The sequence below is a fragment of the Colwellia echini genome, assembly GCF_002843355.2.
Taxonomy (GTDB): Bacteria; Pseudomonadota; Gammaproteobacteria; order Enterobacterales; family Alteromonadaceae; genus Colwellia; species Colwellia echini.
Genome location: NZ_PJAI02000001.1, coordinates 279,492 through 305,526, shown reverse-complemented (window position 1 = coordinate 305,526; position 26,035 = coordinate 279,492). Strand labels below are relative to the sequence as shown.

Sequence of the window (26,035 nt, the reverse complement as noted above, 5' to 3'; positions counted from 1 at the left end):
GTAACTTACCATGACTAAACATTTAGGTTTTTTATTAAATATTTTTGCCATCGGTTTATTTATTCCTGGCATTACTCTACCTATTTTTTCTTTAGTAATGGAAGCGAATGCCCATGTTGGCGGCACGCAGATAACCACTGAAGTCATTAATAAAGAGTTATCGTTATTAGGCACGATTAACGAATTATGGACTAAAGATCGTTTGTTAGTAGCTATCGCGCTGTTTATTTTTTCAGTCGCAATTCCTGCAATAAAGGCAATATTAGTTTGTGCTGCTTATTTTATTACTAATACCCAACTCGCTAAAAAAATACTGAATGTGATTAGTGCTATTGGTAAATGGTCGATGGCTGATGTGTTTGTTATCGCGGTTTTTCTAGCGGTATTATCCACTAACCATGCGGAAACGATGAATCATCAACAATTTAACTTGTTTTCTTTTCAAATCAAATTAGCAATGAGTAGTGAAACTTTATCGAATGTTGGTAATGGTTTTTATTATTTTTTTGCCTATTGTATTTTGTCGTTACTGGCTAGCCAGCTTAGTCAATACGCAATTAATAAAGCCAAATAACACCACTGACTATATTTTAGTCAAAAAAAAGCCAGTCACTTTAAAATGACTGGCTTTTTACAAGCTATTGTTTTTATCAATTATGCATTGATGAAATCAACACCTTCTTGAATGTCTTTATTTAATGTTTCTAACATGTCGTTTTTAGCTTTTTCTTCAAACGCTGATAATGCGCCGTAAGATAAAATCTCTTCAACACCGTTTTTACCTAAACGTACAGGATGTGCAAAGTATGCAGCATCGCCATCAGCAACATCAACGTAAGCGTAATCTACAACTTCTTCGCCTTGTAAACCTTTAACTAAAGATAAACAAAAACGAGCAGCAGCAGCGCCCATTGATAAAGTAGCGCTACCGCCACCCGCTTTAGCATTTACAACTTCAGTACCAGCATTTTGGATACGTGGAGTTAATGCAGCAACTTCTTCATCAGAGAAAGTTACGCCTTCAACTTGTGAAAGAAGAGGTAAAATAGTTGTACCTGAATGGCCACCAATTACTGGAACTTTAACAGTTGCAACGTCTAAGCCTTTAAGCTCAGCAACAAATGCTTCACTACGGATAACATCAAGAGTTGTTACACCGAAAACACGGTTTTTATCGTAAGTACCCGCTTTCTTGAATACTTCAGCAACAATTGGCACAGTGCCGTTTACAGGGTTAGTGATAACACCAACTAACGCTTTAGGACAGTTAGCAACAATGCCTTCTGCTAAAGTTTTGATGATACCAGCATTTACTGCGAATAAATCTGCACGGTCCATACCTGGCTTACGTGGCATACCTGCTGGAATGATTACAATATCAGCACCAGTCAATGCTTGGCCTAACGCATCAGCACCAAAACCTTCAACTTTAACAGCTGTTGGGATGTGTGATAAATCAACAGCAACACCAGGAACAACTGGTGCAACATCATATAATGCTAACTCTGAACCCGCTGGTAATTGAGTTTTTAATAATAAAGATAACGCTTGACCAATACCGCCTGCGGCGCCTAAAACTGCTACTTTCATTTGATATCTCCGAACTATAAATGGGGTTATTTATTGTACATTAATTGATTAACTTATTTACTCAAATAAACATTTATTTGTACTTGAGTAAATACGTTAATTTATTTCTGGGCAAAAGATATAGCATAAGTAGACAAAAAACAAATTATATACGCATATATTGACTATCTATTTGCTGAATTGCTAACCACTAAGTAAACAAAACCAAACTAAAATATTGATATCAAGCACTATTCAATTAAGTTCAAGCAGAGCGATAATTTTTAGATTGTATTATTTATTTTATATAATTATTCTGTTTTAATGAAATTTTATGCGATGATGACATTCTGGCGACATGACTGAAAACGAATATTTAATTCGCCTCGATTAATTATTAAAGAATAAATCTATTTCAAAGTTACTCATTACAAGGTTAGTTATTCATTATGAGCGGTTTACAAAAACAAGAAGAACTTGTACAAGTTTTTAAAGACTTATTAAAACAAGAGCAATTTAGCTCACAAGGTGAAATAGTCGAATCATTAAAAGCCTATGGTTTTGATAACATCAGTCAGTCAAAAATATCACGTATGCTCAGTAAATATGGTGCGGTAAGAACCCGTAATGCTCGCCAAGAAATGGTTTATTGCTTACCTGCTGAATTAGGTGTACCTACGGCACAAAGTCCCCTAAAGCAATTAGTACTAGAGATAGAACATAACTCAGTGATGATCATTATTCAAACAAGTCCTGGTGCAGCGCAATTAATAGCGCGTTTGTTAGATAGTTTAAGTAAGAGTGATGGTGTACTAGGCACTATTGCAGGAGACGATACTATTTTTATAGCACCAACAGACATCAGTAAAATTGAAGAAACGATTAAAAGATTAGAGCAACTTTTCTCCTTGAATTTAAGCTAATTAATATAACTTATGTTAAGTACATTACTAAGTGGGTGTTAACCATATAACTAGGTAGGTGATCAGTACATGATTAGCTATAAATACGTTTATGCGATGGTATTATAAACACACCGTATAAACGCATTTTTTATCTTAAAATTAGTGGTCAGTATTAGTACACTGAAAAAGCACCGTTTTTATGCTACTTAACAAAGCTTTGCCCGTTACTGGCTTAGCCATATGAAAATTCATACCCGCATCAAGACTTTGTTGCTTATCTTCTTCCCTTGCATGTGCCGTCATAGCAATTATCGGTAAATTTTTATAATGACTCTGCTTTCTAATAAGCTTAGTTGTCGTTAACCCGTCCATTATTGGCATTTGGATATCCATTAATACCACGTCAAATTTTTCATCAGTTAAAATATCTAACGCCGCTTGACCATTGTCGGCTATTGTTACTTTGGCGTGCATACTAACTAGTAACTCGTTAGCGACAAGTTGGTTAATTAAATTGTCTTCCACTAAAAGTATTGATACACCTTGTAAGTTTTCTTCGATATCTACAGAATTTACCGACAATTGTGTTGTCTCACTTTCCGATCTGGCCTCACTATTGCCATTCTTTTTGATGCTAGCATTCATCGAATCATCTTTATTGCATCGCTTTACTAGCGTTTTTTTATCGCTATTCTCAACAGATAAGCTTGTTGCATCAATAACTGCTGACTTAGTTATCGGTTCAACTATTTTGGAGTTTATCATTGGTTTAATTATCATTGGTTTATTTAAGGCTTGCGATATTTGATCGAGTGCAAATCTAAATAACGGTAAATCCAACAACAAATATGGTATTTCAAGGGCATCTAAATGGTGCCCTGTTTCATTACTTAAAGATGTCAAAGCTGGTTGACATAAACAAAGTAAGTTAACGTTAGTTAAACAGTCAGTTAGTCTAACATCACTTAATTGAGAGCCTTGCAGTAACGACAGATTCACTTCATCAATCAGTAATACCTTTGGCTGCAATAATTCAGCGTCGGTATTGTCAATATGTAAAAAATCATCAACTGTATCCAGTACTTTTAAGTGCCAACCCATCAATTCAATGCTCTTGATAAAACTATCAGAGAAACACTGTTTAATCGCATAAACGATTATGTCTTTAACAAGCGGTTTGTTTAACTCTGTGGGTAAATTAGCAAACTCAGCATAGTTGAAGTCACTGTTTTTTTGCCCGATGAGTACTTGCTCACCGACTCTATCAATAATGACTTTTTCCAAAGGTAAAACAAAACTCAACTCACTTCCTTGACCTAGTTGACTCGTCAAGGTTATTTTACCGCCAAGTAACTTAATAATCTGCTGACAAATAGATAAACCTAAACCAGAGCCACCATATTTACGGGTCATGGACTCATCGGCTTGACTAAAAGCTGTAAACAAATGACTTTGATTATCGCTAGCAATACCAATACCGGTATCTATCATTCTAAACCTTACCTGAGTATGACTATCATTATTAGCCAAGGTATCAACAATTAACTTAATTTGTCCTTGCTCAGTAAACTTAATCGCGTTATTAAATAAATTAGCTAACACTTGCACTAAGCGCATTTCATCACTAAGCACATTACTTGGCACTGCAGCGCTTATGTCGATTAGCACTTCAACACGTTGATGATTTACATTAGTGATATTTAATTTAAGCGCTTTATCTATAATATTAGCTAAATTAACTGGCGCTTGACTAACAACCATTTTACCCGCTTCAACTTTAGATAAATCTAACAGTTCATCAACAAGGTGGAGTAATGTTGATGAAGCACTTTGCGCGTTCAGCAAGTAATGCTCTTGTCGTGTATCAAGAGCAGTGCGCGATAATAAATCCATCATTCCTTGCATGGCATTAATTGGCGTTCTCACTTCGTGACTCATATTAGCTAGAAATTGTATTTTCACACGGTTTGCATATTCGGCTTGATCTTTAGCACTTTCCAGAGCTGATTGAGTTGCTTGCTGAACAGTAACATCATGAAAGAGACTAATTGAGCCCAAAATATTCCCTTGCTCATCGGTAAACTGATTACAAAATCCTTGGTAGGTAAACTCCCCTGCTTTAATTAAAGCTTGTTGTGGATAAACATTATCGTTGAGTGCATTTAAACGGTTAATTTCTATAGCTAACTCTGTAGGCATAAACCTAACCGCTCTTTCTCCTAACATTTCCTCAACACTATGTTTAGTTAATCGTTCAAAGGCATTATTACAACCTATCAATAAGCCATTATTATCATTAAAAACAATTAACTCTGGAATAGCATTCATCACTGATCGCAAAAGAGCGTAATCTCGCTGATGTTTAGCACTGGTTTCTTGTAATGCTTTGGTTTTCTCAATGACGCGGCTATCTAATACATCATTTTGCTCTGTAAGTTGTAATAACAAGGTTCTATTTTGAACAAATATATCTTCAACAACCTGAAACCAATGCAACCAGTCTGGTGTAGGTGTTACTTTACCAGGATCACCTTCAGCACAATATTGAATGTGGCGAATAAATTCGGTTGTTGGCTTAATAAATGTACGTTTAGTCATGCTGTTTATTAACATTAAAAAGGCAAGTAACCCTATAAACATCATCGAAAAAATAAAGATGAAGTCACTGTATTGAGGCGCAGAGAAATTGGCAAATTTTTGATACTTAAGTAACGACCAACCATTAACGGCAATAGGCTGCTTTTCAATAAACCATTCACCAATTCGCTCTGCATCATTAATTTTCGCTAATTTTTCTACGGATAAATATTGTAAGTCAGTTGGCAGTATATCTTGCCAAGACGCACGATAACTTAACGATTCTTTTCCTAAGCGTTTAGCTAATAGTATTTCATTATCTTGATTGTATAAGATGATCCCTTCATCACCAGAGTTTAATTCAGACAAGCTCGCGTGCAGCCTAGACAAATTAACATCAATAACCACTGCCCCTAATAGTTTATCGCCATAAAAAACCCCTGTTCCAAGTGACGCATTCATACCACTACCGGCAGCATCAAGATAAGGTGAAGACCATAGTACGCTATTGTTTTTTTCGGTTAAGGTATTCATTCTTTTGAAATGAGGGCTTGTTAATGTACTTTCACTAAATTGCCAAATTTCTCGATCAACCCAAGGGTATATATTCACAAATTTATTAAAGGAAATATAATAAAACCAAGTTGCTTCTTGAATAATATTTTGTGCAGCAATAAAAGCAGGCGTTAATGCATTCGCCATTGCAATCTCTTGCTTTTGCAGTTCATTGAACTGACTCACTTGGCCTAACCCCGTAATACTACTGCTTAATCTTTTACCTTGTTGGATAACATCATGTTCGGTTTTATTTAAATAAAATGTATCACCTTGTTGAGACAAGGAAGGCATTGGGGTAAGTAATTCATTAGGATGTTCGAGAATATATTCAGCAAACTCTTGTATACCAACAACAGCTTGCACACTTTGCTCAAGCATCACATTTAATTGCTGAGCTTCTTGCTTTAATTCCAACAAACTTTGCTGTTGGTGATGAGTGATTTGATTAAAATAACGTAAGGAAGCAACCGATAAAGCAACTAAAATAATGACGATAAAAGCAACAACTACCGTTATATTATAACGCCTAAAAACTGTACTAACACCTGATTGATAATACACTGTGTTGCCTTAACATTTAACTGAGTAAAATAGAATAGAATAACGGGAAGGTAATAAATTAAAGCAGTCACTTAATTTAAGCAAGGTTTGCTAGGAGTTTAAAGTAAAAAAGTAACTTAGTTAACCTGAGAGATAGATTAGGTTAACTACATAAGTTACTTTTCATAGGTGGTTATGATAATTATTTAAGATAGACGATTTAAGGATTACATGCGTTAAATCATCATATTTTAAATCTATAGGTTTTCTTCCGCAAATGAAGCTAATCGACTACGAACCACACCATTTAAGTTAATGGTTGCTGAGCCTGGGAAATCTTTAAAACGCTCCACAATATACGTTAAACCTGAAGTAACCGCGGTTAAGTAATTACTATCTATTTGCGCTAAATTACCCGAGCAGACAATTTTAGTGCCCTCACCACAACGAGTAATAATGGTTTTTAATTGCGCTGCTGTTAGGTTTTGACACTCGTCAAGTAATACTAAGGCATTTTGTATACTTCGCCCACGCATAAAGTTAACCGATTTAAATTGAATATTCGCTTTATCCATAATGTAATTTAAGCTGCCATGCATACTCTCATCTTGTTGATGCAATACTTCAAGAGAATCAGTAATTGCAGCAAGCCAAGGCGCCATTTTTTCTTCTTCCGTACCGGGTAAAAAACCAATAGACTCTGCTATTTCAGGGGTGCTTCGAGTAACAATAATTTTATCATACAAACCACGTTCGATAACTTGCTCAAGCGCGCTTGCCAAAGCTAAAAGTGTTTTACCACAACCGGCAGGGCCAGTAAGAATAACCAAATCAATATTAGGGTCAAGTAACGCATCCATCGCCATCCCTTGATAAATATTTTTAGGGGTAATACCCCATGCAGTTTTTGTTAATAATCGTTCACGACCTAAATCTAAAATGGCGAGTTGTTCGTCATCCCAACCGGTAACTTTGCCAGCAAAGCTGTCACCATCATCTAATAAATATTCATTAATATATGCTGAAGGCACGGTATCACGCGCTACATAATGCGTGGTATTTCGCCCATCTAATTCACTATCAACAGCTTTAATTTTTTCCCAGAAATCCCCTGAAAATTGATGATATCCTTTCGTTAAAAACTGAATATCATCAATTAATTGGTCAGTTCTATAATCTTCAACATGAGCTAACCCTGCACCTTTTGCTTTAAGGCGCATATTGATATCTTTTGTCACCAATACAATTTTTTTATTCGGTGTTTTCTTTTGAATATGTAATGCTGCATTAATGATACGGTTATCATTTTCGTTAAATGACAACGTATGTTCAGTTTGTGGCAGCGCATAATCATTTATAATGGCTAAACAACCGCTAGGATGCTGTTCATCATTTTGCGGAAGTTTTACACCCGACAAAACTTGCTCTGGGCTTGCATCCCTTAAAGTATCTTCAAGCGCTCTTATGGCAACACGCGCATCTCGGCTAACATCTTTATTTCTATCTTTAATTGAATCTAACTCTTCTAATACCGTCATTGGCACAACAACATCGTGCTCTTTAAACGATAAAAAAGCAAAAGGCTCGTGTAATAGAATATTGGTATCTAAAATATAGATAATTGATTGTTCGGATGGTGTAGAAGGTACTTCAGTAGATAGATTTTTCGGGGTCTCGGTTGGAGAGGTTTGGCCTGAATTATGATTTAAATCATTACTTAACTTATTTTCGTTATTCATATTCTCTTTAGTCATCGCGAATCTCCATGATTGACCGACAAAACAAATATAAAACCGTATTAATATAAACAAAGTATAGCCTAACTACAGTAATCCCTTATTTTTAGTGAAGCAAGCATAATTTTTTAATGATTCCGTCTATGATTACGCGTAACATAGCGCCTTTTTTTATCCTAGAGTTTTATATTTAGTGAGTCCTGATTATAATGGGGACAACTAGATAATTGTCGGAGAAGTATATATATGCCATTTCAGCTAGGTCAGCGTTGGATCAGTGATAGTGAATCAGATCAAGGTTTAGGAACAGTAACAGGGGTTGAACATCGCTTCGTTAATATTGTTTTCACAGCCACAGGTGAGTCTCGTAAATATGCCAAAGACAATGCACCACTAACGCGTGTTATTTTCAACAAAGATGATCTAGTTCCAAGTCATGAAGGCTGGATGTTAAAAGTTAATTCTTACAGTGAAGCGCATGGCATCATTACTTATGAAGGTATTCGCCAAGACACTAACGAGCAGACCTCTTTAAAAGAAGTGATGATAGATCACTTTATTAAGTTCAATAAACCTCACGACCGTTTACTGAATAGCCAAGTTGACCGTTTAGATTGGTTCCGCTTACGTAAAGACTGTTTAAACCATCAATATCAACAGCAACAATCAGACTTAACCGGTTTAACAGGTGCTCGCGTTAGTTTGATTCCGCATCAATTATATATTGCTGATGAAGTTGGTAGCCGTTTTGCACCGCGTGTATTACTTGCGGATGAAGTAGGTTTAGGAAAAACCATCGAAGCGGGTTTAATTATCCATCAGCAATTAGTTACCGGCCGTGCAAAACGCGTATTAATTATTGTGCCTGAATCTTTAATGCATCAATGGTTAGTTGAAATGCTACGTCGCTTTAACTTAAGTTTTAGTATTTTCGACAACGAACGTTGTGTTGAAACTAGTCAAGATAATTACATTGATGGCAAAAAAGCTAATCCGTTTAGTACTGAACAATTAGTATTAGTTAACTTAGGTTTCATTACTAAAAATCCAGAATGGTACGAAGCATTACTTGAAGAAGAATGGGACTTAATGATTGTTGATGAAGCCCATCACTTAAATTGGCAACAAGATAACTCAAGTATTGAATATCAATGTATTGAACAACTTTCGCAAGTGATCCCTGGTGTTTTACTGTTAACCGCAACACCTGATCAATTAGGTCATGAAAGTCACTTTGCACGATTACGTTTACTCGATCCTGATCGCTTTTATGATTATCAAAAATTTACCGAAGAAGAATCACAATACAGTGTTGTTGCCGATGCGGCTAACGCGTTAGTCGAAGGCGAGAAACTCAGTAAAGAGCAAGAAGCAACATTAACGTCATTATTAAAAGAAACAGATATTAAAGCGCAACTGACTTCGCTTAACGATGAAAAGAAAGCCGCACTAACACGCCAAGCTTTATTAAAGCAACTACTTGATAGACACGGTACTGGCCGTATCTTATTTAGAAACTCGCGCAATACAATTAAAGGTTTCCCTGCGAGGAAATTAATGCCCACCGCATTAACTATGCCTGAGCAGTATCAAGACAACATTAATGACTTTATGCTCAGCGATAGCCCTGAAGCGCTTGCTAGTTCTAAACAAGCTAAGTTTATTTTTACTCCTGAAATGCTGTACGGTTTAGATCATCATGCTCAAGCATGGACAGATTTCGATCCGCGCGTTAACTATTTAATTGAGCTTTTACAAACACTCAAAAAAGAGAAAGTATTAGTAATTTGTGCCCATGCACAAACCGCTATAGATTTAGAAGCCGCATTACGTGTAAAAGAAGGTATTCGTGCTGCAGTTTTCCATGAAGGATTATCTATTTTTGAGCGTGATAAAGCTGCCGCTTACTTTGCCCAAGACGAAGACAGTGCACAATTATTGCTTTGCTCTGAAATTGGTAGTGAAGGTCGTAACTTCCAATTCGCTCATCATTTAGTGTTATTTGATTTACCAAGCAACCCTGATTTACTAGAACAACGTATTGGTCGTCTTGACCGTATTGGCCAAACCGATGTAATTCAATTACATGTGCCTTATTTTGAAGATTCTGCACAGCATTTGTTATTTGATTGGTATCACCAAGGCATGCAAGGTTTTGAGCATACTTGTATTACCGGTCGAGTTATTTTTGAAACCTTTGGCGAAACCTTACTGTCATTAGCGTTAACCTCGCAACAACAATCAAGTGCAGCAGAAAAACTAATTAGTGATAGTTGGCAGAAACATTTAACGATTAAAGCCGAGTTGGAATCAGGTCGAGATAAATTATTAGAGTTAAATTCATCTGGCCAAGGTCGTGCTCTTGAGCTTGTTAATAAAATTGAAAAAGTTGATAACAGTATCGACCTACCGCAATTTATGTTCCAAGCATTAGATGTTTTTGGTATTCAACAAGATGATAAAGCCGATAATGCCATTGCCTTAAATCAAAGCGAGCATATGCTTAATAGCAACTTCCCTTGTTTACCTGAAGACGGCACTACGGTTACTTTTGATCGAGACACCGCATTAGTTAATGAAAACTATCAATTATTAACTTGGGACCACCCTATGGTTCGCGGCGTTATGGATTTAGTGCTTAGTGATGAAATTGGAAATGCCAGTATTGGACTATTAAAAAATGAAGCCTTACCTGTTGGAACCTTTTTTCTTGAATGTTTATTCACGGTTGAAGCAACCGCGCCTGCACATTTGCAATTAGGTCGTTACTTGCCAACCACGCCAATACGAGTGTTGGTGGATAAAAGTGGTAATAACTTAGCTGAGAAAGTCAGTGAGCAAGTACTGGATAAACAATTATCACCAGTGAAAAAACAAATGGCATTGCAATTAGTTAAAGCCCTTAGAGCACAAATAGCACCTCTTGTCGCTAAAGCTGAAGTGCACGGTGCTGAGCATATTGTAGCTATTCAAGAGAAATCTTTAGCGGCAATGCAAACTAAACTCAGCACAGAGCAGCAACGATTAACCGCATTAAAAGCGATTAATCCAAGTGTTCGCCAAGAAGAAATTGACTTTATTAGCCAGCAACAAGAAGAGTTAACGCATTACATTGATAAAGCACAACTTACTTTTGAAGCCATCAGAATGATAGTGGTTACTCACTAACCTTTTTAAAATAGGTTAACCTCTAATCATTGATAAACAATAAAGCTAAGTTCATATGTTAAAGTGGACTTAGCTTTTTTATTGCTTGTTGATAACAAGCCAACAAACTAACACGAAAAAACACTGAGATACGAATGAGCGCCAACCCTGATTTCATCTATACGCCACCAATGTCACCTTATCTTGATATTATTTACCAAGATGATGATATTGTAGTGTTAAATAAAGCTAGTGGGATTTTAAGTGTGCCGGGGCGCTTACCAGAACATCAAGATTGTTTGCAAAACCGTGTTCAACGCGTATTACCAAGTGCAACAATTGTACATCGTTTAGATATGGCAACCTCAGGTATTATGATCATGGCGTTAAATAAACCTGCTCATGTGGCCATTAGTCGTCAATTTGAGCAACGTAAAACGCAAAAAAGTTATCTGGCTCGGGTGTTTGGCCGCGTAACAGAAACTAATGGTAGTGTTGATTTACCCCTTATTTGTGATTGGCCGAACAGACCCAAACAAATGGTAGATCATGAATGCGGGAAAAAATCTTTAACGCATTTTCGCGTACTTGGCTATTCTGATGAAAATAGCACTGATGAAGCAATGCCTGTTGAACCAATAACTACGTTAGTAGAATTAACACCTGTCACTGGTCGTTCTCATCAATTACGTGTTCATATGTTAGCAATCGGACATCCTATTTTAGGCGATAGGTTGTACGCTACAAACGATGCCTTAACGATGCGTAATAGATTACAATTGCACGCATTGAATTTAAGTTTATTTCATCCAACGAGCGAAGAGCTGATGACTTTTAGTGCGCCCTGCCCGTTTATTTAAGTTAACATTTAAGCTAATATTTAGCCTAAACTCTGGATAATAAATTAAGATTTTGAGGCCTCCTATTGCAACACAATAACCCTAAAAAACTCTACGTTACATCCTTTTACTTACTAGCTGTTTTTTTCATAGTGATCCTAGCGAGCATTTCATTAAATGTAGCAAAAGCCGAGCCGCAAGTTAAACAAGATCAGGTTAGCTCAACGAGCGATGCGACTATGACTGATAAGACTGATAAGACTGACACAGCGCCTGATACAGCAACTGATGCAACCACTGATAGCCCAATAAAGCCGCCAATAAATCATACCAAGCAACATAAACAAGATTTGCAGCATTACTTTAACGATAACCAAGTAACACCGTTATTAGCAGGCCCTAATGATTACATCACTTTAGTACAAAAATACACCAGTGCGAATAGTAAAGGTGTGGTCATTTTATTACCTGAATGGCAACAAGGAGCAACAAACCCTAAGGCCATTAACTTTTTACGCAATACTCTCCCAAGCAAAGGCTGGAATACAATTGCCATCCAACCAGAGAATAAGCCTGAAGGTTTCCCATCAACAGCTATAACCAGCGAAGATCAAATAAAAGAAAATGAATTAATACTTACTGAATATAAACGAAATTTAGGGGAATTATTTAATGCGGTTATGAATACTGCGAAAGAATATTCAGGTATTGTACTGGTGATTGCGCAAGGTAATAACGGCGCTTTATTGGTTGATATTTTGAGCCAAACTGACAGCCAACGCCCTAATGCGCTTATTTTATTAAGTAGCTACCGACAAAGTAACGACCAATTAATTGATGCTGATAATGAAACATTTTCCCGACAACTAGCACTTACTGAGTTACCGGTACTCGATTTGTACCTCAAGCATGACAACAGTTTAGTTATTAGCAAAGCACCACAGCGGAAGCTTATGGCCGCTCAAGAAATGAAAACCTATTACCGACAACGACAATTGAATAATACCATTACCGGTTATTACCCAGAAAACGAATTACTCAGTCAAATTAATGGTTGGTTAAAAGCGATTGGCTGGTAGTACACAACATCTCGCCAATACTTCTCGATATTCAATAACAAGGCAATTGTGTTTTGGTTTAGTTATTCTAAATCAAATGAATTTAACGATACCTGTAGGCATCGAGCAAGCTCCCAAAGAACAAACACCTAATAAAAAGTATGGCTTACATGTAGCGTTATTGATTTTGACAAGAACGCTACATGGATGGTGTTATTAAAGAATTATTACTTAACCCGAATTCGGGATAAATAAGGTGAATAGAATAATAACATCAATCACTTAGAAGTTTACCTCTACAATAGTCTTAATTATTCGTAGTACAAGGCAGGAAAGCGAAGCCAATAACGGATTATTGGGAGCTTTCATAACGAAGTAATACGGGTACTTAAGTCTGTTGTAGCATTTTACTTATCCCTAACTCAGGTTACTTATTTTGTTTAACGATTAAATCGTAAGCGCCTTGAATCTCTTGAGTCTTTTCTTTTGCACTTTCCATCATTGCTGGTGGTAAACCTTTAGCAATTAACTTATCGGGATGGTGTTGTGACATTAATTTTCGATAAGCTTTTTTAATAACTGACATGTCTGAGTTTTTATCAACACCTAATACCTTATAAGCATTATCAAGTTGCTGAGCTGTAGTTGGCCTACTAGAGCCTGTACTATGTTGTCTATAGCCGCCACCTGATTGTTGTTGGTGAAAGCTGCTACCAGCGATAATCATTTCTAATAAGTTATCAAGTTCACGGGTTGAATAACCTAAAAACTGGGCAATAGTGTGTAAAACAGAGCGTTCAGAATTATCTAAATCGCCATCACTAAACGCCACTTGAATTTGTATTTCTAGAAACATCAACAATAAATCTTGCCTGTTTCCCATCAAACGTTTGAATTTAACAAGCCTATCTTTTAATGGAAAACCTGAAGATTTACCTTCACGAAAAGCATCTTGCGCTTGCTCACGCAGATCACTGCTTAAATTCAGCTTATCCATATAAGCACTTGCAAAGGCTATTTCATGGCTAGTCACTTGTCCTTTCGCTTTAGCGACATGACCCATAACAGAAAACGTGGTATAGAAAAAAGCGGCCTGGCGAGCAACATCATCTTCTGTACCGCCTGATACACCGTTAAAATTAAAGCCTCTTCCACGGTCGAAAATATGTCCTAACCATAAGCCTAGTAACGCACCAAACAAACTTTTACTTAGCATAAAACCAAATAAGAAGCCTAAAATTTTACCCCAAATATGCATATTTCAAAATTTTCCTAAAGTAAATAAAATGAAAGATAACCGCGTTTGGCTATTTTAGTTAACCTGAGTTCTGGATACTAAATTTTTAAAGTCGAAAGAAAAAAACAATAAATTGTGCGATTAGTTACTTCAATTAGTATATTATCCGAACAATTACAGAAGAATTTAGCCCAACAGAAAAAATTGCTATATCATAAAGCAATTAGCCGTTAAAATAACTGATTCATCATTATAAAATCAATTTATAAATTTTCACCTATTTTCGAACAAAATTTCGGACAATAAATGCTCTTTTCCCGTAAATTATATTTTAGCTGTTCACTATTACTTTTCTGCTTACCGCAAATAGTACAAGCTGAAAATGATAGTAATAACCAATCTACCGAGACACTCTCCGCCCAATGTCCATTACCTATATTTAGTGATATTGGTCAAGGAATTTCCGTAACCGATAGTAGTATTCGTATATCGTCATTAGAAGCTAATATTGAGAAAGATCAACGCGCACTTTTTAATGGCTCTGTTATTTTGGTTGATAAAACGCAAAAAATAATGGCTGACCAACTCGCATTTAACCGCTTAAAAATGCAAATTGACGCGGTTGGTAATATCCAATATCAGAGTAAAGACATTAATATTTTTGCCGATTCTTTAAGTGCTAGTAAAACAGAGCGTTCAACTACAATGACCGCAGCAGCTTACCAGCTAGATGGCAATCCAGGACACGGTAAAGCGCAAGTCTTGTCAATAAATAATGAGGGGTTACTCAACTTATCAGACTCTACTTTTACCACCTGTTTACAAGAAGTACCTGATTGGCAAATTAAAGCGTCAGAGATAAACTTATCAGCTACTGGTGACTTTGGTGAAGCTTACGGGGCACAATTTAGAGTGTTAGATGTGCCTGTTTTATATGTTCCTTATTTTTATTTTCCTATTTCTAAAAATAGACTCAGTGGTTTTTTATATCCAGAAGCGGGTAACTCGACCAATTCAGGCGTTGAATTTAGCGCGCCTTTTTACTGGAACATTGCCGAAAACTACGATGCCACAATAACTCCACACTACATGTCAAAACGAGGCTTACAAATTATTACCGAGTTCCGTTACATGCATGACATGCAGGCGGGGCAGATTGACCTTGAATACTTAAATAATGATAGAGAAATAACCTCAAATGATGATGCTCGTTATTTAGCGCGCATTCAACATGTGGGCACTTTTTCTGAAGACTTTCGAGCCTACCTCGACTTTACCACCATCAGTGATGATAACTATTTAGTTGATATAGGTAGTAAACAATATAATTATAATGACACTTACCTTTATCAAACGGGCGAGTTAGCTTACTTTGGCGAGCAATGGCAAAGCACCATAAAATTGCAAGATTTTGAAGTACTGGGTGATCACCAGCCAAGTTATAAAACTTTACCGCATATCGATTTATCAGCCCAGCAACCCTTAAATTTTCTAAATGGTCAATTTGAGGTTTATTCTGAAATAACCAATTTTCAAACTGCAGAGCAAGATGAAGCCGAAGCCAACCGTTATCATGTTGAAGCAGGAGTAACCTTTCCAATAGCAAGACCGGCATGGTTTTTAAATTCAGAAGTTAAGTTACTACATACCTATTACCAACAAGATAATATCCAGCAAGGAAGTCCGTTAGAGTCTACGGTAAGTCGAACCATTCCTAAGGTACGGTTACATGGTGGAATAAATTTTGATCGCGATATTTTTGCCTTCGGTCAAAGTTATCGACAAACATTAGAGCCACAATTACAGTACCTTTATGTGCCAGAAAAAGATCAATCTATGATAGGTTTGTACGACACTACTGATTTACAAGAAGATTACCATGGTATTTTTCGTGATATTAGTTACAGCGGTCTAGATAGAATTGCTGCTGCTAACCAATATACCTGGGGTATCACTAGTCGTTTACTAAACGAAGAGAATTTAGAGGTATTAAGAGTAAGTGTTGGGCGTATACAATATTTAGGCAGTTCAAGTGACAACTCTAACCTTGCCAACGATGTTCTGTTAACTAATAATGGTCAGGTTAACGAAGTACAACCTGCATTAGCCGCTGATTTATTTTATCGCATTAATCATCAATGGCAAATTAGCGGGGATATTCAATATAACACCCTAGATGATTATACCAATAAAGGGCAAATCAATATTGACTATCAAATGACAAAATATACCTTACTTCAATTGAACCATAGGTACACTCGTAATGTCTCAGGAGAGAGCATTGAGCAAGCATCGGCATTAACTAGCTTTGCAATTAACCAAAATTGGGCCTTTGTCGGACGTTTAACACAAGATTTAAAACAAGATAGAAGTTTAGAATCCTATGCTGGATTACAATATGAAAGTTGCTGTTGGGCAGTACGCATTGCTTATTACCGACATATTAACTCTAACTTAGATACTGACGGCATTGGCACTGACGGACGTGAACCATTTGATTCAGGAATAGACTTTAAATTAGTTATTAAAGGCTTCGATGGCAATCAATCAGCTATTGGTACACAAGAGATGCTTGATAAAAGTATATTTGGTTACAAACGTCCTTACTATTTACAGAATTAGCTAGGCTGTTAACTCAGCCACCGTTAAAATAAAAAATACAGTACAAGCTTAAAAATAAGAGCCAAAGGTAAGCTTAATAAATAAATTACTTAAAAATTTACTTAATAAATGAAATTTAAATAACACCATGACAAATATTCTAAATAAATTACTGTTCGCATCCAGCCTTATCGTGGCAACACTTACTACCGTTCAAGCAAAAGAGGAGCTCCTCGACAGGGTTGCTGTTATTGTCAATGGTGGTGTAGTACTTGAATCAGAGGTTGAAGATTTACTGAAAAGTATAAAACAACAGGCCAAAAATAATAATCAAGATTTACCTTCTGATACTGCTTTACGCATTCAAGTCACAGATAAATTAATCAATGACAGTTTACTTACTCAAATTGGTGAGCGCATGGGTGTGCAAATTAGTGATGCTCAACTTGATGAAACTATTAATAGAATGGCACAAGAAAATAAAATGAGCCTAGCGCAATTTCGTCAAACTATTATTAATGACGGCACTACCTATGAAAAATATCGTGAAGATGTACGTATTGAGCTAATTGTTGGCGAAGTAAGCCGTAATAACGTTAGACGTCGTATTTTTGTTTCTCCACAAGAAGTAGACAACTTACTTACAGCTATGAAAGAGCAAAGCAGTAATGACATTGAGTATGAGTTAGGTCATATATTAATAGAGTTCCCTGCTAACCCTAAACAAGCTGATTTAGATGCAGCTAAAGCACGAGCAAATAAAGTTATTGAGCTACTTAATGAAGGCTCTGACTTTGCGAAAATTGCCATTACCTCATCTGGTGATTCAAACGCGTTAAAAGGTGGTAATTTAGGTTGGAAAAATATTAATGAAATGCCAACACTTTTCTCTGAATTGATCGCTGAACAACCCAAAGGCACTGTAGTAGGTCCCATTCGTACAGGTCTAGGTTATAGCATAGTAAAAGTATTAGATGTTCGTGGCCGTGAAATCGTTGAAGTAGAAGAAGTCAAAGCCAGTCATATACTAATTGCACCATCGGTTATTTTAAGTGATGAAAAAGCACAAGCTTTGTTAAACAGTCTTTTAGCCAAAATTGATGCCGGTGAAGCAACCTTTGCAGAGTTAGCTAAAGAGTACTCTGAAGGCCCTACTTCAGTTCGAGGTGGTGATTTAGGTTGGGCAGACCCAACAAACTATGATCCCGCTTTTCAAAAGGCGTTAGCTACCATGGAGAAAGGCGATTACCATAAGCCATTCCTTTCATCTTTCGGTTGGCATATTATTTATTTAGAAGATAGACGAATGGTTGATGCCACTTCACAAATGAATGAAAACAGAGCTTATCAACTACTTTTCAACCGTAAATACGCGATGGAAAATGCACGTTGGTTAAAAGAAATGCGTGATGAAGCCTACATTGAGATTTTTGAAAAGGACGCAAGATAATGACACAACGTATTGCTATTACACCTGGTGAGCCGGCAGGCATAGGCCCAGATCTAATAATTAGTATTGCGCAACAAGATTGGCCTGTAGAAATGGTTGTTATCGCCTCTAAAACATTATTAATTGAGCGTGCAAAATTATTATCATTACCATTAACACTTATCGACTACGATAAAGACTCACCTGTTAATGCACAAAAAGCAGGTACTTTAACAGTATTAAATGTTGAATTAGGTCAACCCTGTATTCCCGGAACGTTAGATACTGCTAATGGTGCCTATGTAGTTGAGACATTAAGGATAGCCAGTGAAAAAAACATTTCTGGTGAATTTGATGCTATTGTTACTGGCCCTGTTCATAAGGGTTTAATCAATAAAGCAGGAATTGCTTTTAGCGGCCATACCGAATATTTCGCTAATCAAGCTAATTGTGCTGATGTAGTTATGATGCTTGCTACAGAAGGGTTACGCGTAGCATTAGTAACAACTCATATTCCACTTGCCTACGTTTCTAAAGCAATAACCCCTGATCGCTTACAAAAAGTAACGCGAATATTGCATCATGATTTACAAACAAAATTTGGCATTAAATCACCTAAAATTTATGCCTGTGGAATTAACCCACATGCTGGTGAAGATGGTCATTTAGGCCGTGAAGAAATAGAGGTGATGGACCCAACTTTTGCCGAGCTACGCGCTGATGGTATTGATATCATAGGTCCTTTACCTGCAGATACTATTTTTCAAGAAAAATACCTCGCCGAAGCTGATGCTATACTTGCAATGTATCACGACCAAGGCTTACCAGTATTAAAGTATAAAGGCTTTGGTTCATCGGTAAATATTACTCTTGGCTTACCTTTTATTCGCACCTCGGTTGATCATGGTACAGCATTAGAATTAGCTGGCACAGGTACGGCAGATTCAGGTAGTTTCATTGAAGCAATGAATAATGCTATCAACTTAGCTAAGAATAAATAGCGCGACTATCTAGGGCTGAATAAGCGCTTACACGAACAGTTAATTAAGAAAGAGTTATGAACGACAAAAAACATTTAGGTCATCAAGCAAAAAAACGTTTTGGACAAAACTTTCTGCACAATGACGCTGTGATCAGCGATATTGTCGATGCCATCAATCCAGAGCCTGGTGAAAACCTAGTGGAAATTGGACCTGGTTTAGGTGCACTAACCGAGCCAGTTATTGAGCGTGCGGGTAAACTTTCAGTAGTTGAATTAGACAGAGACTTAGCGCATAGACTTCGCCATCATCCTTTTTTAGCAAAAGATTTAACCATTTACGAAACTGATGCACTTAAATTTGATTTTGCCGAATTAGCCAGCGACGAAAAACCATTAAGAATATTTGGTAACTTGCCTTACAATATTTCTACTCCGCTAATTTTTCATTTGTTGACGTTTAAAGACAAAGTGAAAGACATGCATTTTATGCTACAGAAAGAAGTCGTTGAACGCATGGCTGCAGGGCCTCATTGTAAAGCGTTTGGGCGCTTATCAATAATGACTCAATATCAATGTCAAGTATTCCCAGTTATGGAAATTGGTCCAGAAGCTTTTAAACCTGCACCAAAAGTTGACTCAGCTATTGTTCGCTTAATACCACATGCCCACATTGCTAACCCTGTTAAAGATATTAACGCCTTAAACACTGTTTGTTTAACGGCCTTTAACCAACGTAGAAAAACCATTAGAAATAGCTTTAAAAAACTCATTAGTGAAGAGCAATTAACCAGTTTAGGGCTAGATGCTAATTTACGACCTGAAAATTTAACACTAGATGACTACATTACACTCGCTAACTTTATAGTTGATAACCCTGCAGATGTAGCTCCAGATAAAGAAAAACGTCGTCTGTCAAAAAATAGAACTCAACAACATGCCAATAATGCTGATGATCTGATTTTTCCAGAAAAATCTAAGAACACAGCGCCAACAGAAGAGTAATCAATGGCGATTTATTTGGTAGGCGACATACAAGGTTGTTGTAAAGAATTAACCGCATTGTTAGCGCAAGTCAAATTTTCGCCTGAGCACGATAAACTCTATCTTGCAGGGGATTTAGTCGCTCGCGGCCCAGACTCACTCGACACGCTACGTTTGGTAAAGTCACTAGGAAAAAGTGCGAAAGTAGTTTTAGGTAATCACGATTTACATTTATTAGCTGTGCATGCTGGTATTAGAAAAGAAAAAGCGTCTGATCATTTATCAAAACTGTTAGCCGCTCCAGACATTGACGAATTAATGGACTGGCTTGCTAGCCAGCCTTTACTGCAAAAAGTAGCTCATTCAAACCTTGTAGCTGACAGTAAAAGTAAAGTTAAACATGCTTATATAAGTCACGCGGGTATTTCACCACAATGGGATCTTTTAACAGCAAAAAAACAAGCTAAATTTGTTCATCAACGGTTAGCAAGTAACGAACGATCTTATTGGTTATCTGTTATGTATGGTGATGAAGCTAACAGTTGGAGTGAAGCTAAAACAGACATAGAAAAATTTAAATTTAGTATTAATGCCTTAACTCGTATGCGCTATTGTTTTCAAGATGGTTCTCTGGAGTTCACCCAGAATAAAGCACCTGATAAAAATGATAATCTAAATACTTTAAATCAAGATAGCATCGAAAATATAGTGCCTTGGTTTGAATTATCAGAAACCATCAACCAAACCCCATGGGTTTTTGGTCACTGGGCTTCCCTTATGGGTAATGCCTCTCATCCTAATATTTATCCTTTAGATACAGGTTGTGTCTGGGGAAATCATCTCACTATGCTTCGCTGGCACGACAAAAAATACTTTACTCAAATAGCTGAAAATAAAGCTTGATCAGCACAGCTATTGAACTATAGTACAATGTTAAACCGTTATTTCGATGAAAGTGAGCCTAAAACGGGTTAACTATCTGAAGCAATAAAAAAATTAAATTAAATATTTCCTATTTTTCGCCGATACAGGCTAAGCTTTATATATCGAAAGAACTTAACGTATTAACTAGGTTAGTAACCTTCTAAATTGGTGGATTCTATGAATTTAACTGTCGCTGTAAAAATTATTGGTGGCTTTGCCATTATCTCCCTGTTACTTATTATCATTAGTGTCATTTCGCTTTCTAATCTAAGTACCATCAGCGAATCAACTCATCAACAAAACACCCTGGCCATTCCTACATTGAAGGCCAGTAATAAACTTGCGCTTGAGTTAAGCCAAATGACTTATTTAAGTTTAAGAGGTTATTACCAAACAGATTTACAAGTATTAGCTCGCGAACTTAAAGAATACGAAAATACCGAAACACAATTTAAACAGCGTTTAGCCGAGTTAAAGGATATTGTCGTTAATGAAGAGAACTTATTAGCAAACTTAGGAGAAGTTGATCAGTTATTTTCTAAGTTTCATAATGCAAGTACGTCTTTATTCAATAATCACAAAATAAGCATAGAGCAAAAACAATTACTGACTGAAAAAATTGATGCATTAGAAGAAAAAGCAGACGACACTGTTACTTTATTATTAGATTTAGCTGATCATGATTTAGCTAATTCTAAACTTAAGCGCGCTATCAGCTTAAGTGAACGATTAGAAACACAATTCAATTCAATTGTAGCTTCAACTTTAGAATATCGTGACATTATTAAAGATAATACAGCCCAGCTAATTGAAAATGAAATTAACCGTAATGTTATCGACGCAAAAGACTCAGTAGCCGCGATCATTGCCGAATTAAATAAACATAATGTTGAAGATGTAGCGGAAGAAGTACAGCAAGCATTTGACGATATCCAAGCACTATTATCACAAGATAATGGCATTTTATCGCACAAAACAAAGCAGTTAGCCGGTAATGCCCAAGCAACACTGCAACTTAAAGAAGCAGATAAGGTTGCAAAACAAGTTAACCAAATCCTAGAAACACAAATAGACTTAGCCAACCAAACAACCGTTATTACCAGTGAGTTAGTTAAAGATTCTGTAAATAGTGGTACAACACAAACCTATATCATAATGTTTATTTCTATCGTTGTAGCTTTAAGTATTGCCCGTATAACGCTAATTGGTATAACTCGTCCGCTTGCGCGTGTTAACGAAATGCTGAATATAGTTGCTTCTGGTAACCTTTCTAGAAAACTTGATGAAAGCGGTCAAGATGAGTTTGCTCAACTATCTAAAAATTGTAATTTACTTATCGATAGTTTACGTACACTAATTGAAAGCATAGTAAATCGTTCTTCGCAACTTGCTGCTGCCGCAGAAGAAACGTCTGCCGTAACCTCACAAAGTACCAGCGCAATTGAAGAGCAACGTAATCAAGTTGAACAAGCCGCTTCTGCAACAACTGAAATGAGCAGTACCGCACAAAGTGTATTATCAAGCGCAAAAGATGCTTTAAGTGAAATAAAACATGCTGACGATGAAGCTGAACGAGTTAAAGTTATTTCGGCAAGAAATCGCCACACTATCGAATTGCTAGCTACTGAGGTTGAATCTGCTGCCCAAGTAATTAATCAATTACAACAAGACAGCGCTTCAATTGGTAGTATATTAGATGTAATTCGTGGCATTGCAGACCAAACCAACTTACTGGCATTAAATGCGGCTATAGAGGCTGCTCGTGCAGGTGAGCAAGGTCGTGGTTTTGCAGTGGTTGCTGATGAAGTAAGAACACTTGCTAGTAGAACTCAAACGTCTACATCTGAAATTCAAACAATGATCGAAGCTTTACAAACTGGAGCAGGTAAAGCTGTTACAGTAATGGACGCAGGAAAATCTAAAGCGAGCGAATGTGTGACACAAAGCGAAGAAGCCGATCAAGCTCTTGAGATTATTACTCACGCAGTACATGAAGCTTTTGATAGAAGCTCACAAATTGCAACTGCTGCTGAAGAACAAAGTGTTGTTGCTCATGAAATCAGTGAAAATCTTGAGTCTATTGTAACCATTGCCGAACAAACAACAGCTGGTGCTCAACAAACAGCTAGTTCAAGTAGTGAAGTAGCTCGTTTAGCTGAAGAGCTACAACAATCAGTAAAAGAATTTAAATTATAAAATATTCATTTTCTAAATTAGAGCTGTAAGTCTATTTTTCGAGTTAACTTGCAGCTTTACTTACACTTGTTGTTGACATTCTATCACCTAACTATATAATGCAACCAGCTTGAAGTTAGTTTGTTTTTTTTGTACACCATTTCGATGTTATCTCATGCTTACCTTAGATAAGATATCTGTAACACGTCCTGATTTATAAGTAATATCAACTCTTTTTAGCAAACCCGCTAAGCCTTAGTAATACTTTGGTTAATTAGCACAATTACTCTTAAATTTTTATAGGATACACTTATGTCTACTACTACTGGTACAGTAAAATGGTTTAACGAAGCTAAAGGTTTTGGTTTTATCGAGCAAGAAAACGGTCCAGACGTTTTTGCTCACTTCAACGCTATCGTTGGTGAAGGTTTTAAAACTCTTGCTGAAGGTCAAAAAGTTGAATTTACAGTTACAGATGGTCAAAAAGGCCCTCAAGCTGAAAACATCGTTGCACTTTAATTTGCAATTAATATCCCAGTAATTTATTACTGAGATAAGATGATAGAAGGACATACCTTTAATGGATGTCCTTTTTTTATACCTGTAATTTATGCCTGTGATTAATCTCCTAGACCTTAACTTGGGCAATAAAAAAAGCCAGTATCTATTAAATACTGGCTTTTAAAATTGATACAAACATCACTGTATTCTTAAATTATTAATAATTAAGACAATCTTTAATGATTATAATAACGAGTCAAATTAATGCTTAGTCAGCTTTAATACGGGTAATATTAGCACCTAATCCTTGTAATTTACCTTCAATACACAAGTAGCCACGATCAATATGATAAATTCTATCCACTTGGGTTGGCGATTTAGCAACTAAACCTGCAATTACAAGGCTTGCTGAGGCACGTAAATCTGTAGCCATTACTTGTGCACCATTAAGCGTTTCAACGCCTTTAACGATTGCTGTATTACCTTCTAAAGCGATGTCTGCTCCCATACGTTGTAATTCAGGAACGTGCATAAAGCGATTCTCAAATATAGTTTCGATAACTGTCGCAGTACCTTCAGCTAAAACATTCATCGTCATAAACTGCGCTTGCATATCGGTAGGAAAAGCGGGGTGTGGCGCAGTTCTTATATTTACCGCTTTTGCAGGCCCTGTCATTTCTATTTCAATCCAATCTTCGCCAGTTGTAATTAATGCACCTGCTTCTTTTAACTTAGCTAATACAGCTTCTAATGCTGTAGGATCTGTATTTAAGCATTTAATATGACCTTGGGTAACTGCTGCCGCAACTAAGAAAGTACCTGTTTCGATACGATCCGGCATAACCGAGTATTCTTTACCATTTAATTCACTCACCCCTTCAATTGTTAGGGTGTTAGTACCTGCGCCAGTAATCTTAGCCCCCATACTTATTAAGCATTCGGCTAGATCAACAATTTCAGGTTCACGTGCTGCGTTTTCAATAATAGTAATACCGTCAGCTAAAGCTGCAGCCATCATCAAGTTTTCAGTACCTGTAACACTAACCATATCCATTAATATTGTTGCGCCAGATAAACGACCTTCTTTCTTAGCAATGATGTAACCATCTTCAACGGTTATATCTGCGCCCATTAATTTTAGTCCTTCAATATGAAGGTTAACTGGTCTTGCGCCAATTGCACAACCACCAGGTAAAGACACTTCAGCATGTCCCATACGGGCAAGTAATGGCCCAAGCACTAAAATTGATGCACGCATAGTTTTAACTAAATCGTAAGGAGCACGACAGATATCAATACTACTCGCATCGATCATCAGTTGGTTATCACTAAGCCATTGTGTTTTAGCGCCGAGCTGCCCTAATAGCTTTACGGTTGTTAAAATGTCATTAAGTTTCGGCACATTACTAAAAACAATAGGTGTTTTTGATAATAGCGCTGACATTAATATAGGAAGAGCAGCGTTTTTTGCTCCAGAGATCACGACGTCGCCGCGCAGTGGATTACCACCAATAACTTTAAATGCGTCCAAAATAACCACTACTTACTTAAAAAGGTTTAAAAATATCGAGCCAGTATACACAAAAATGCCTAGCAGTAAAAAGCTAGGCATTAAAAATACAATTTAGTTACAATTTTCCTGTAAATTACACACTAATTTCTTATGAAATTAACTATTAAATAATTTATCGCGCTGCCATTGTGCTTTATTAAATGTTTTCACCGTTATCGCGTGAATAGTGCCGTCTTTAATAATTTCAGCTAAAGGTTTAAGCACTGTTTGTTGACGTTTCACTCGACTTAAATCATCAAACATATCACTAACGGCATTTATTCTGCATTGTGAGCCGTCAAACTTTACATGAACTTCATCAAGAGTGAGTGCTTCATTTATCAATTTACTTACTAATTCTTCAACGTCACCAGTTTCCAAAGGAGACTCCTTTAATCATTATGTTAAATTGGCTGTGATATTACTCACAAGTCATAGGTAATAAACCATCAACTCCACTAAGAGAGATGAGTTTAGTTAATTTTTCAGGTATTTTGCAAAAATTTAACTGACAATTATAATTATCGGCTTGCTCTAATAGATAAAACAACCATGCTAAGCCTGCAGTATCTACTTTACTTACTAGGCTTAAATCAACTTTAACGGCACTATGAGCAAACCAATTAACATATTCACTAGGCTTAAACTCTGCAACACTATAACGTGTTAACTCACCGTTAATAACCAGCACACCATGATTTAATATTATGTTTACTGTGCTCAC

Annotated in this window: 19 protein-coding genes; 12 read left to right on the top strand and 7 right to left on the bottom strand. The window is 36.6% G+C overall.

What is annotated here, in order from left to right; genetic code table 11:
* Nucleotides 1-10 precede the first annotated feature (10 nt).
* On the top strand, nt 11-574 hold the full coding sequence (locus CWS31_RS01270) for a paraquat-inducible protein A (protein ID WP_101343339.1): 564 nt from the start codon (nt 11-13) through the stop codon (nt 572-574).
* Between the two features lie 80 nt (nt 575-654).
* On the opposite strand, the gene mdh is transcribed toward CWS31_RS01270, so the two are convergent.
* Nucleotides 655-1,590: a malate dehydrogenase gene (mdh, locus tag CWS31_RS01265; RefSeq protein ID WP_101343338.1), complete on the bottom strand. Its 936-nt coding sequence runs from the start codon at nt 1,588-1,590 to the stop codon at nt 655-657.
* 428 nt (nt 1,591-2,018) lie between these two features.
* Here mdh and argR point away from each other — a divergent pair, with 428 nt between their 5' ends.
* Nucleotides 2,019-2,492 (top strand): transcriptional regulator ArgR, encoded by a 474-nt coding sequence (gene argR, locus CWS31_RS01260; RefSeq protein ID WP_101343337.1) that lies wholly within the window; start codon nt 2,019-2,021, stop codon nt 2,490-2,492.
* A gap of 141 nt (nt 2,493-2,633) precedes the next feature.
* Here argR and CWS31_RS01255 read toward each other — a convergent pair whose 3' ends face one another.
* Together CWS31_RS01255 and CWS31_RS01250 are read right to left on the bottom strand one after the other, a co-directional pair.
* Complete coding sequence (locus CWS31_RS01255; RefSeq protein ID WP_101343336.1) at nt 2,634-6,170, bottom strand: ATP-binding protein; 3,537 nt, start codon at nt 6,168-6,170, stop codon at nt 2,634-2,636.
* Nucleotides 6,171-6,406: 236 nt separating this feature from the next.
* The gene (locus CWS31_RS01250; RefSeq protein WP_246143260.1) at nt 6,407-7,903 is read right to left on the bottom strand and encodes a PhoH family protein; all 1,497 of its coding nucleotides are present in this window, start codon (nt 7,901-7,903) and stop codon (nt 6,407-6,409) included.
* 228 nt (nt 7,904-8,131) lie between these two features.
* Here CWS31_RS01250 and rapA point away from each other — a divergent pair, with 228 nt between their 5' ends.
* From rapA to CWS31_RS01235, 3 genes are all read left to right on the top strand, one after another.
* On the top strand, nt 8,132-11,053 hold the full coding sequence (rapA, locus tag CWS31_RS01245; RefSeq protein WP_101343335.1) for an RNA polymerase-associated protein RapA: 2,922 nt from the start codon (nt 8,132-8,134) through the stop codon (nt 11,051-11,053).
* A 134-nt stretch (nt 11,054-11,187) separates the two neighbouring features.
* On the top strand, nt 11,188-11,892 hold the full coding sequence (locus CWS31_RS01240; protein WP_101343334.1) for a pseudouridine synthase: 705 nt from the start codon (nt 11,188-11,190) through the stop codon (nt 11,890-11,892).
* Nucleotides 11,893-12,023: 131 nt separating this feature from the next.
* Nucleotides 12,024-12,950: a DUF3530 family protein gene (locus tag CWS31_RS01235; protein WP_246143258.1), complete on the top strand. Its 927-nt coding sequence runs from the start codon at nt 12,024-12,026 to the stop codon at nt 12,948-12,950.
* Nucleotides 12,951-13,356: 406 nt separating this feature from the next.
* Here CWS31_RS01235 and djlA read toward each other — a convergent pair whose 3' ends face one another.
* The gene (djlA, locus tag CWS31_RS01230; RefSeq protein ID WP_101343333.1) at nt 13,357-14,187 is read right to left on the bottom strand and encodes a co-chaperone DjlA; all 831 of its coding nucleotides are present in this window, start codon (nt 14,185-14,187) and stop codon (nt 13,357-13,359) included.
* A gap of 285 nt (nt 14,188-14,472) precedes the next feature.
* On the opposite strand from djlA, the gene CWS31_RS01225 reads away from it, so the two are divergent.
* The 7 genes from CWS31_RS01225 to CWS31_RS01195 all read left to right on the top strand — a co-directional run bounded on the left by CWS31_RS01225 (nt 14,473) and on the right by CWS31_RS01195 (nt 23,777).
* A complete protein-coding gene (locus CWS31_RS01225) occupies nt 14,473-16,788 on the top strand; it encodes an LPS-assembly protein LptD (protein ID WP_101343332.1) in 2,316 nt (771 codons plus the stop codon).
* A 127-nt stretch (nt 16,789-16,915) separates the two neighbouring features.
* Entirely contained in the window at nt 16,916-18,217 is a 1,302-nt protein-coding gene (gene surA, locus CWS31_RS01220; protein WP_101343331.1) for a peptidylprolyl isomerase SurA, read from the top strand.
* Complete coding sequence (gene pdxA, locus CWS31_RS01215; protein ID WP_101343330.1) at nt 18,217-19,197, top strand: 4-hydroxythreonine-4-phosphate dehydrogenase PdxA; 981 nt, start codon at nt 18,217-18,219, stop codon at nt 19,195-19,197. Before surA ends, pdxA begins: the two co-directional genes overlap by 1 nt.
* A gap of 56 nt (nt 19,198-19,253) precedes the next feature.
* Nucleotides 19,254-20,180, top strand: coding sequence for a 16S rRNA (adenine(1518)-N(6)/adenine(1519)-N(6))-dimethyltransferase RsmA (gene rsmA / locus CWS31_RS01210; RefSeq protein WP_101343329.1), 927 nt, complete (start codon nt 19,254-19,256; stop codon nt 20,178-20,180).
* A gap of 3 nt (nt 20,181-20,183) precedes the next feature.
* Entirely contained in the window at nt 20,184-21,062 is an 879-nt protein-coding gene (locus tag CWS31_RS01205) for a symmetrical bis(5'-nucleosyl)-tetraphosphatase (RefSeq protein ID WP_101343328.1), read from the top strand.
* 198 nt (nt 21,063-21,260) lie between these two features.
* Nucleotides 21,261-23,279: a methyl-accepting chemotaxis protein gene (locus CWS31_RS01200; RefSeq protein WP_101343327.1), complete on the top strand. Its 2,019-nt coding sequence runs from the start codon at nt 21,261-21,263 to the stop codon at nt 23,277-23,279.
* Nucleotides 23,280-23,570: 291 nt separating this feature from the next.
* Nucleotides 23,571-23,777, top strand: a complete 207-nt coding sequence (locus tag CWS31_RS01195; RefSeq protein ID WP_033092258.1) for a cold-shock protein — start codon at nt 23,571-23,573, stop codon at nt 23,775-23,777.
* A 250-nt stretch (nt 23,778-24,027) separates the two neighbouring features.
* On the opposite strand, the gene murA is transcribed toward CWS31_RS01195, so the two are convergent.
* From murA to CWS31_RS01180, 3 genes are all read right to left on the bottom strand, one after another.
* Nucleotides 24,028-25,290 (bottom strand): UDP-N-acetylglucosamine 1-carboxyvinyltransferase, encoded by a 1,263-nt coding sequence (gene murA, locus CWS31_RS01190; protein WP_101343326.1) that lies wholly within the window; start codon nt 25,288-25,290, stop codon nt 24,028-24,030.
* A 138-nt stretch (nt 25,291-25,428) separates the two neighbouring features.
* Nucleotides 25,429-25,692 carry a BolA family protein gene (locus CWS31_RS01185; protein ID WP_101343325.1) on the bottom strand — a complete coding sequence of 88 codons (264 nt, stop codon included), beginning with the start codon at nt 25,690-25,692 and terminating at the stop codon, nt 25,429-25,431.
* 40 nt (nt 25,693-25,732) lie between these two features.
* Nucleotides 25,733-26,035, bottom strand: coding sequence for an STAS domain-containing protein (locus CWS31_RS01180; protein ID WP_101343324.1), 303 nt, complete (start codon nt 26,033-26,035; stop codon nt 25,733-25,735).

Bases quoted from the DNA above. Each gene is read 5' to 3' on its own strand.
- CWS31_RS01270 (WP_101343339.1), top strand. From the start codon at position 11: ATGACTAAACATTTAGGTTTTTTATTAAATATTTTTGCCATCGGTTTA.
- mdh (WP_101343338.1), bottom strand. From the start codon at position 1,590: ATGAAAGTAGCAGTTTTAGGCGCCGCAGGCGGTATTGGTCAAGCGTTA.
- argR (WP_101343337.1), top strand. From the start codon at position 2,019: ATGAGCGGTTTACAAAAACAAGAAGAACTTGTACAAGTTTTTAAAGAC.
- CWS31_RS01250 (WP_246143260.1), bottom strand. From the start codon at position 7,903: ATGACTAAAGAGAATATGAATAACGAAAATAAGTTAAGTAATGATTTA.
- rapA (WP_101343335.1), top strand. From the start codon at position 8,132: ATGCCATTTCAGCTAGGTCAGCGTTGGATCAGTGATAGTGAATCAGAT.
- CWS31_RS01240 (WP_101343334.1), top strand. From the start codon at position 11,188: ATGAGCGCCAACCCTGATTTCATCTATACGCCACCAATGTCACCTTAT.
- djlA (WP_101343333.1), bottom strand. From the start codon at position 14,187: ATGCATATTTGGGGTAAAATTTTAGGCTTCTTATTTGGTTTTATGCTA.
- CWS31_RS01225 (WP_101343332.1), top strand. From the start codon at position 14,473: ATGCTCTTTTCCCGTAAATTATATTTTAGCTGTTCACTATTACTTTTC.
- surA (WP_101343331.1), top strand. From the start codon at position 16,916: ATGACAAATATTCTAAATAAATTACTGTTCGCATCCAGCCTTATCGTG.
- pdxA (WP_101343330.1), top strand. From the start codon at position 18,217: ATGACACAACGTATTGCTATTACACCTGGTGAGCCGGCAGGCATAGGC.
- rsmA (WP_101343329.1), top strand. From the start codon at position 19,254: ATGAACGACAAAAAACATTTAGGTCATCAAGCAAAAAAACGTTTTGGA.
- CWS31_RS01205 (WP_101343328.1), top strand. From the start codon at position 20,184: ATGGCGATTTATTTGGTAGGCGACATACAAGGTTGTTGTAAAGAATTA.
- CWS31_RS01200 (WP_101343327.1), top strand. From the start codon at position 21,261: ATGAATTTAACTGTCGCTGTAAAAATTATTGGTGGCTTTGCCATTATC.
- CWS31_RS01195 (WP_033092258.1), top strand. From the start codon at position 23,571: ATGTCTACTACTACTGGTACAGTAAAATGGTTTAACGAAGCTAAAGGT.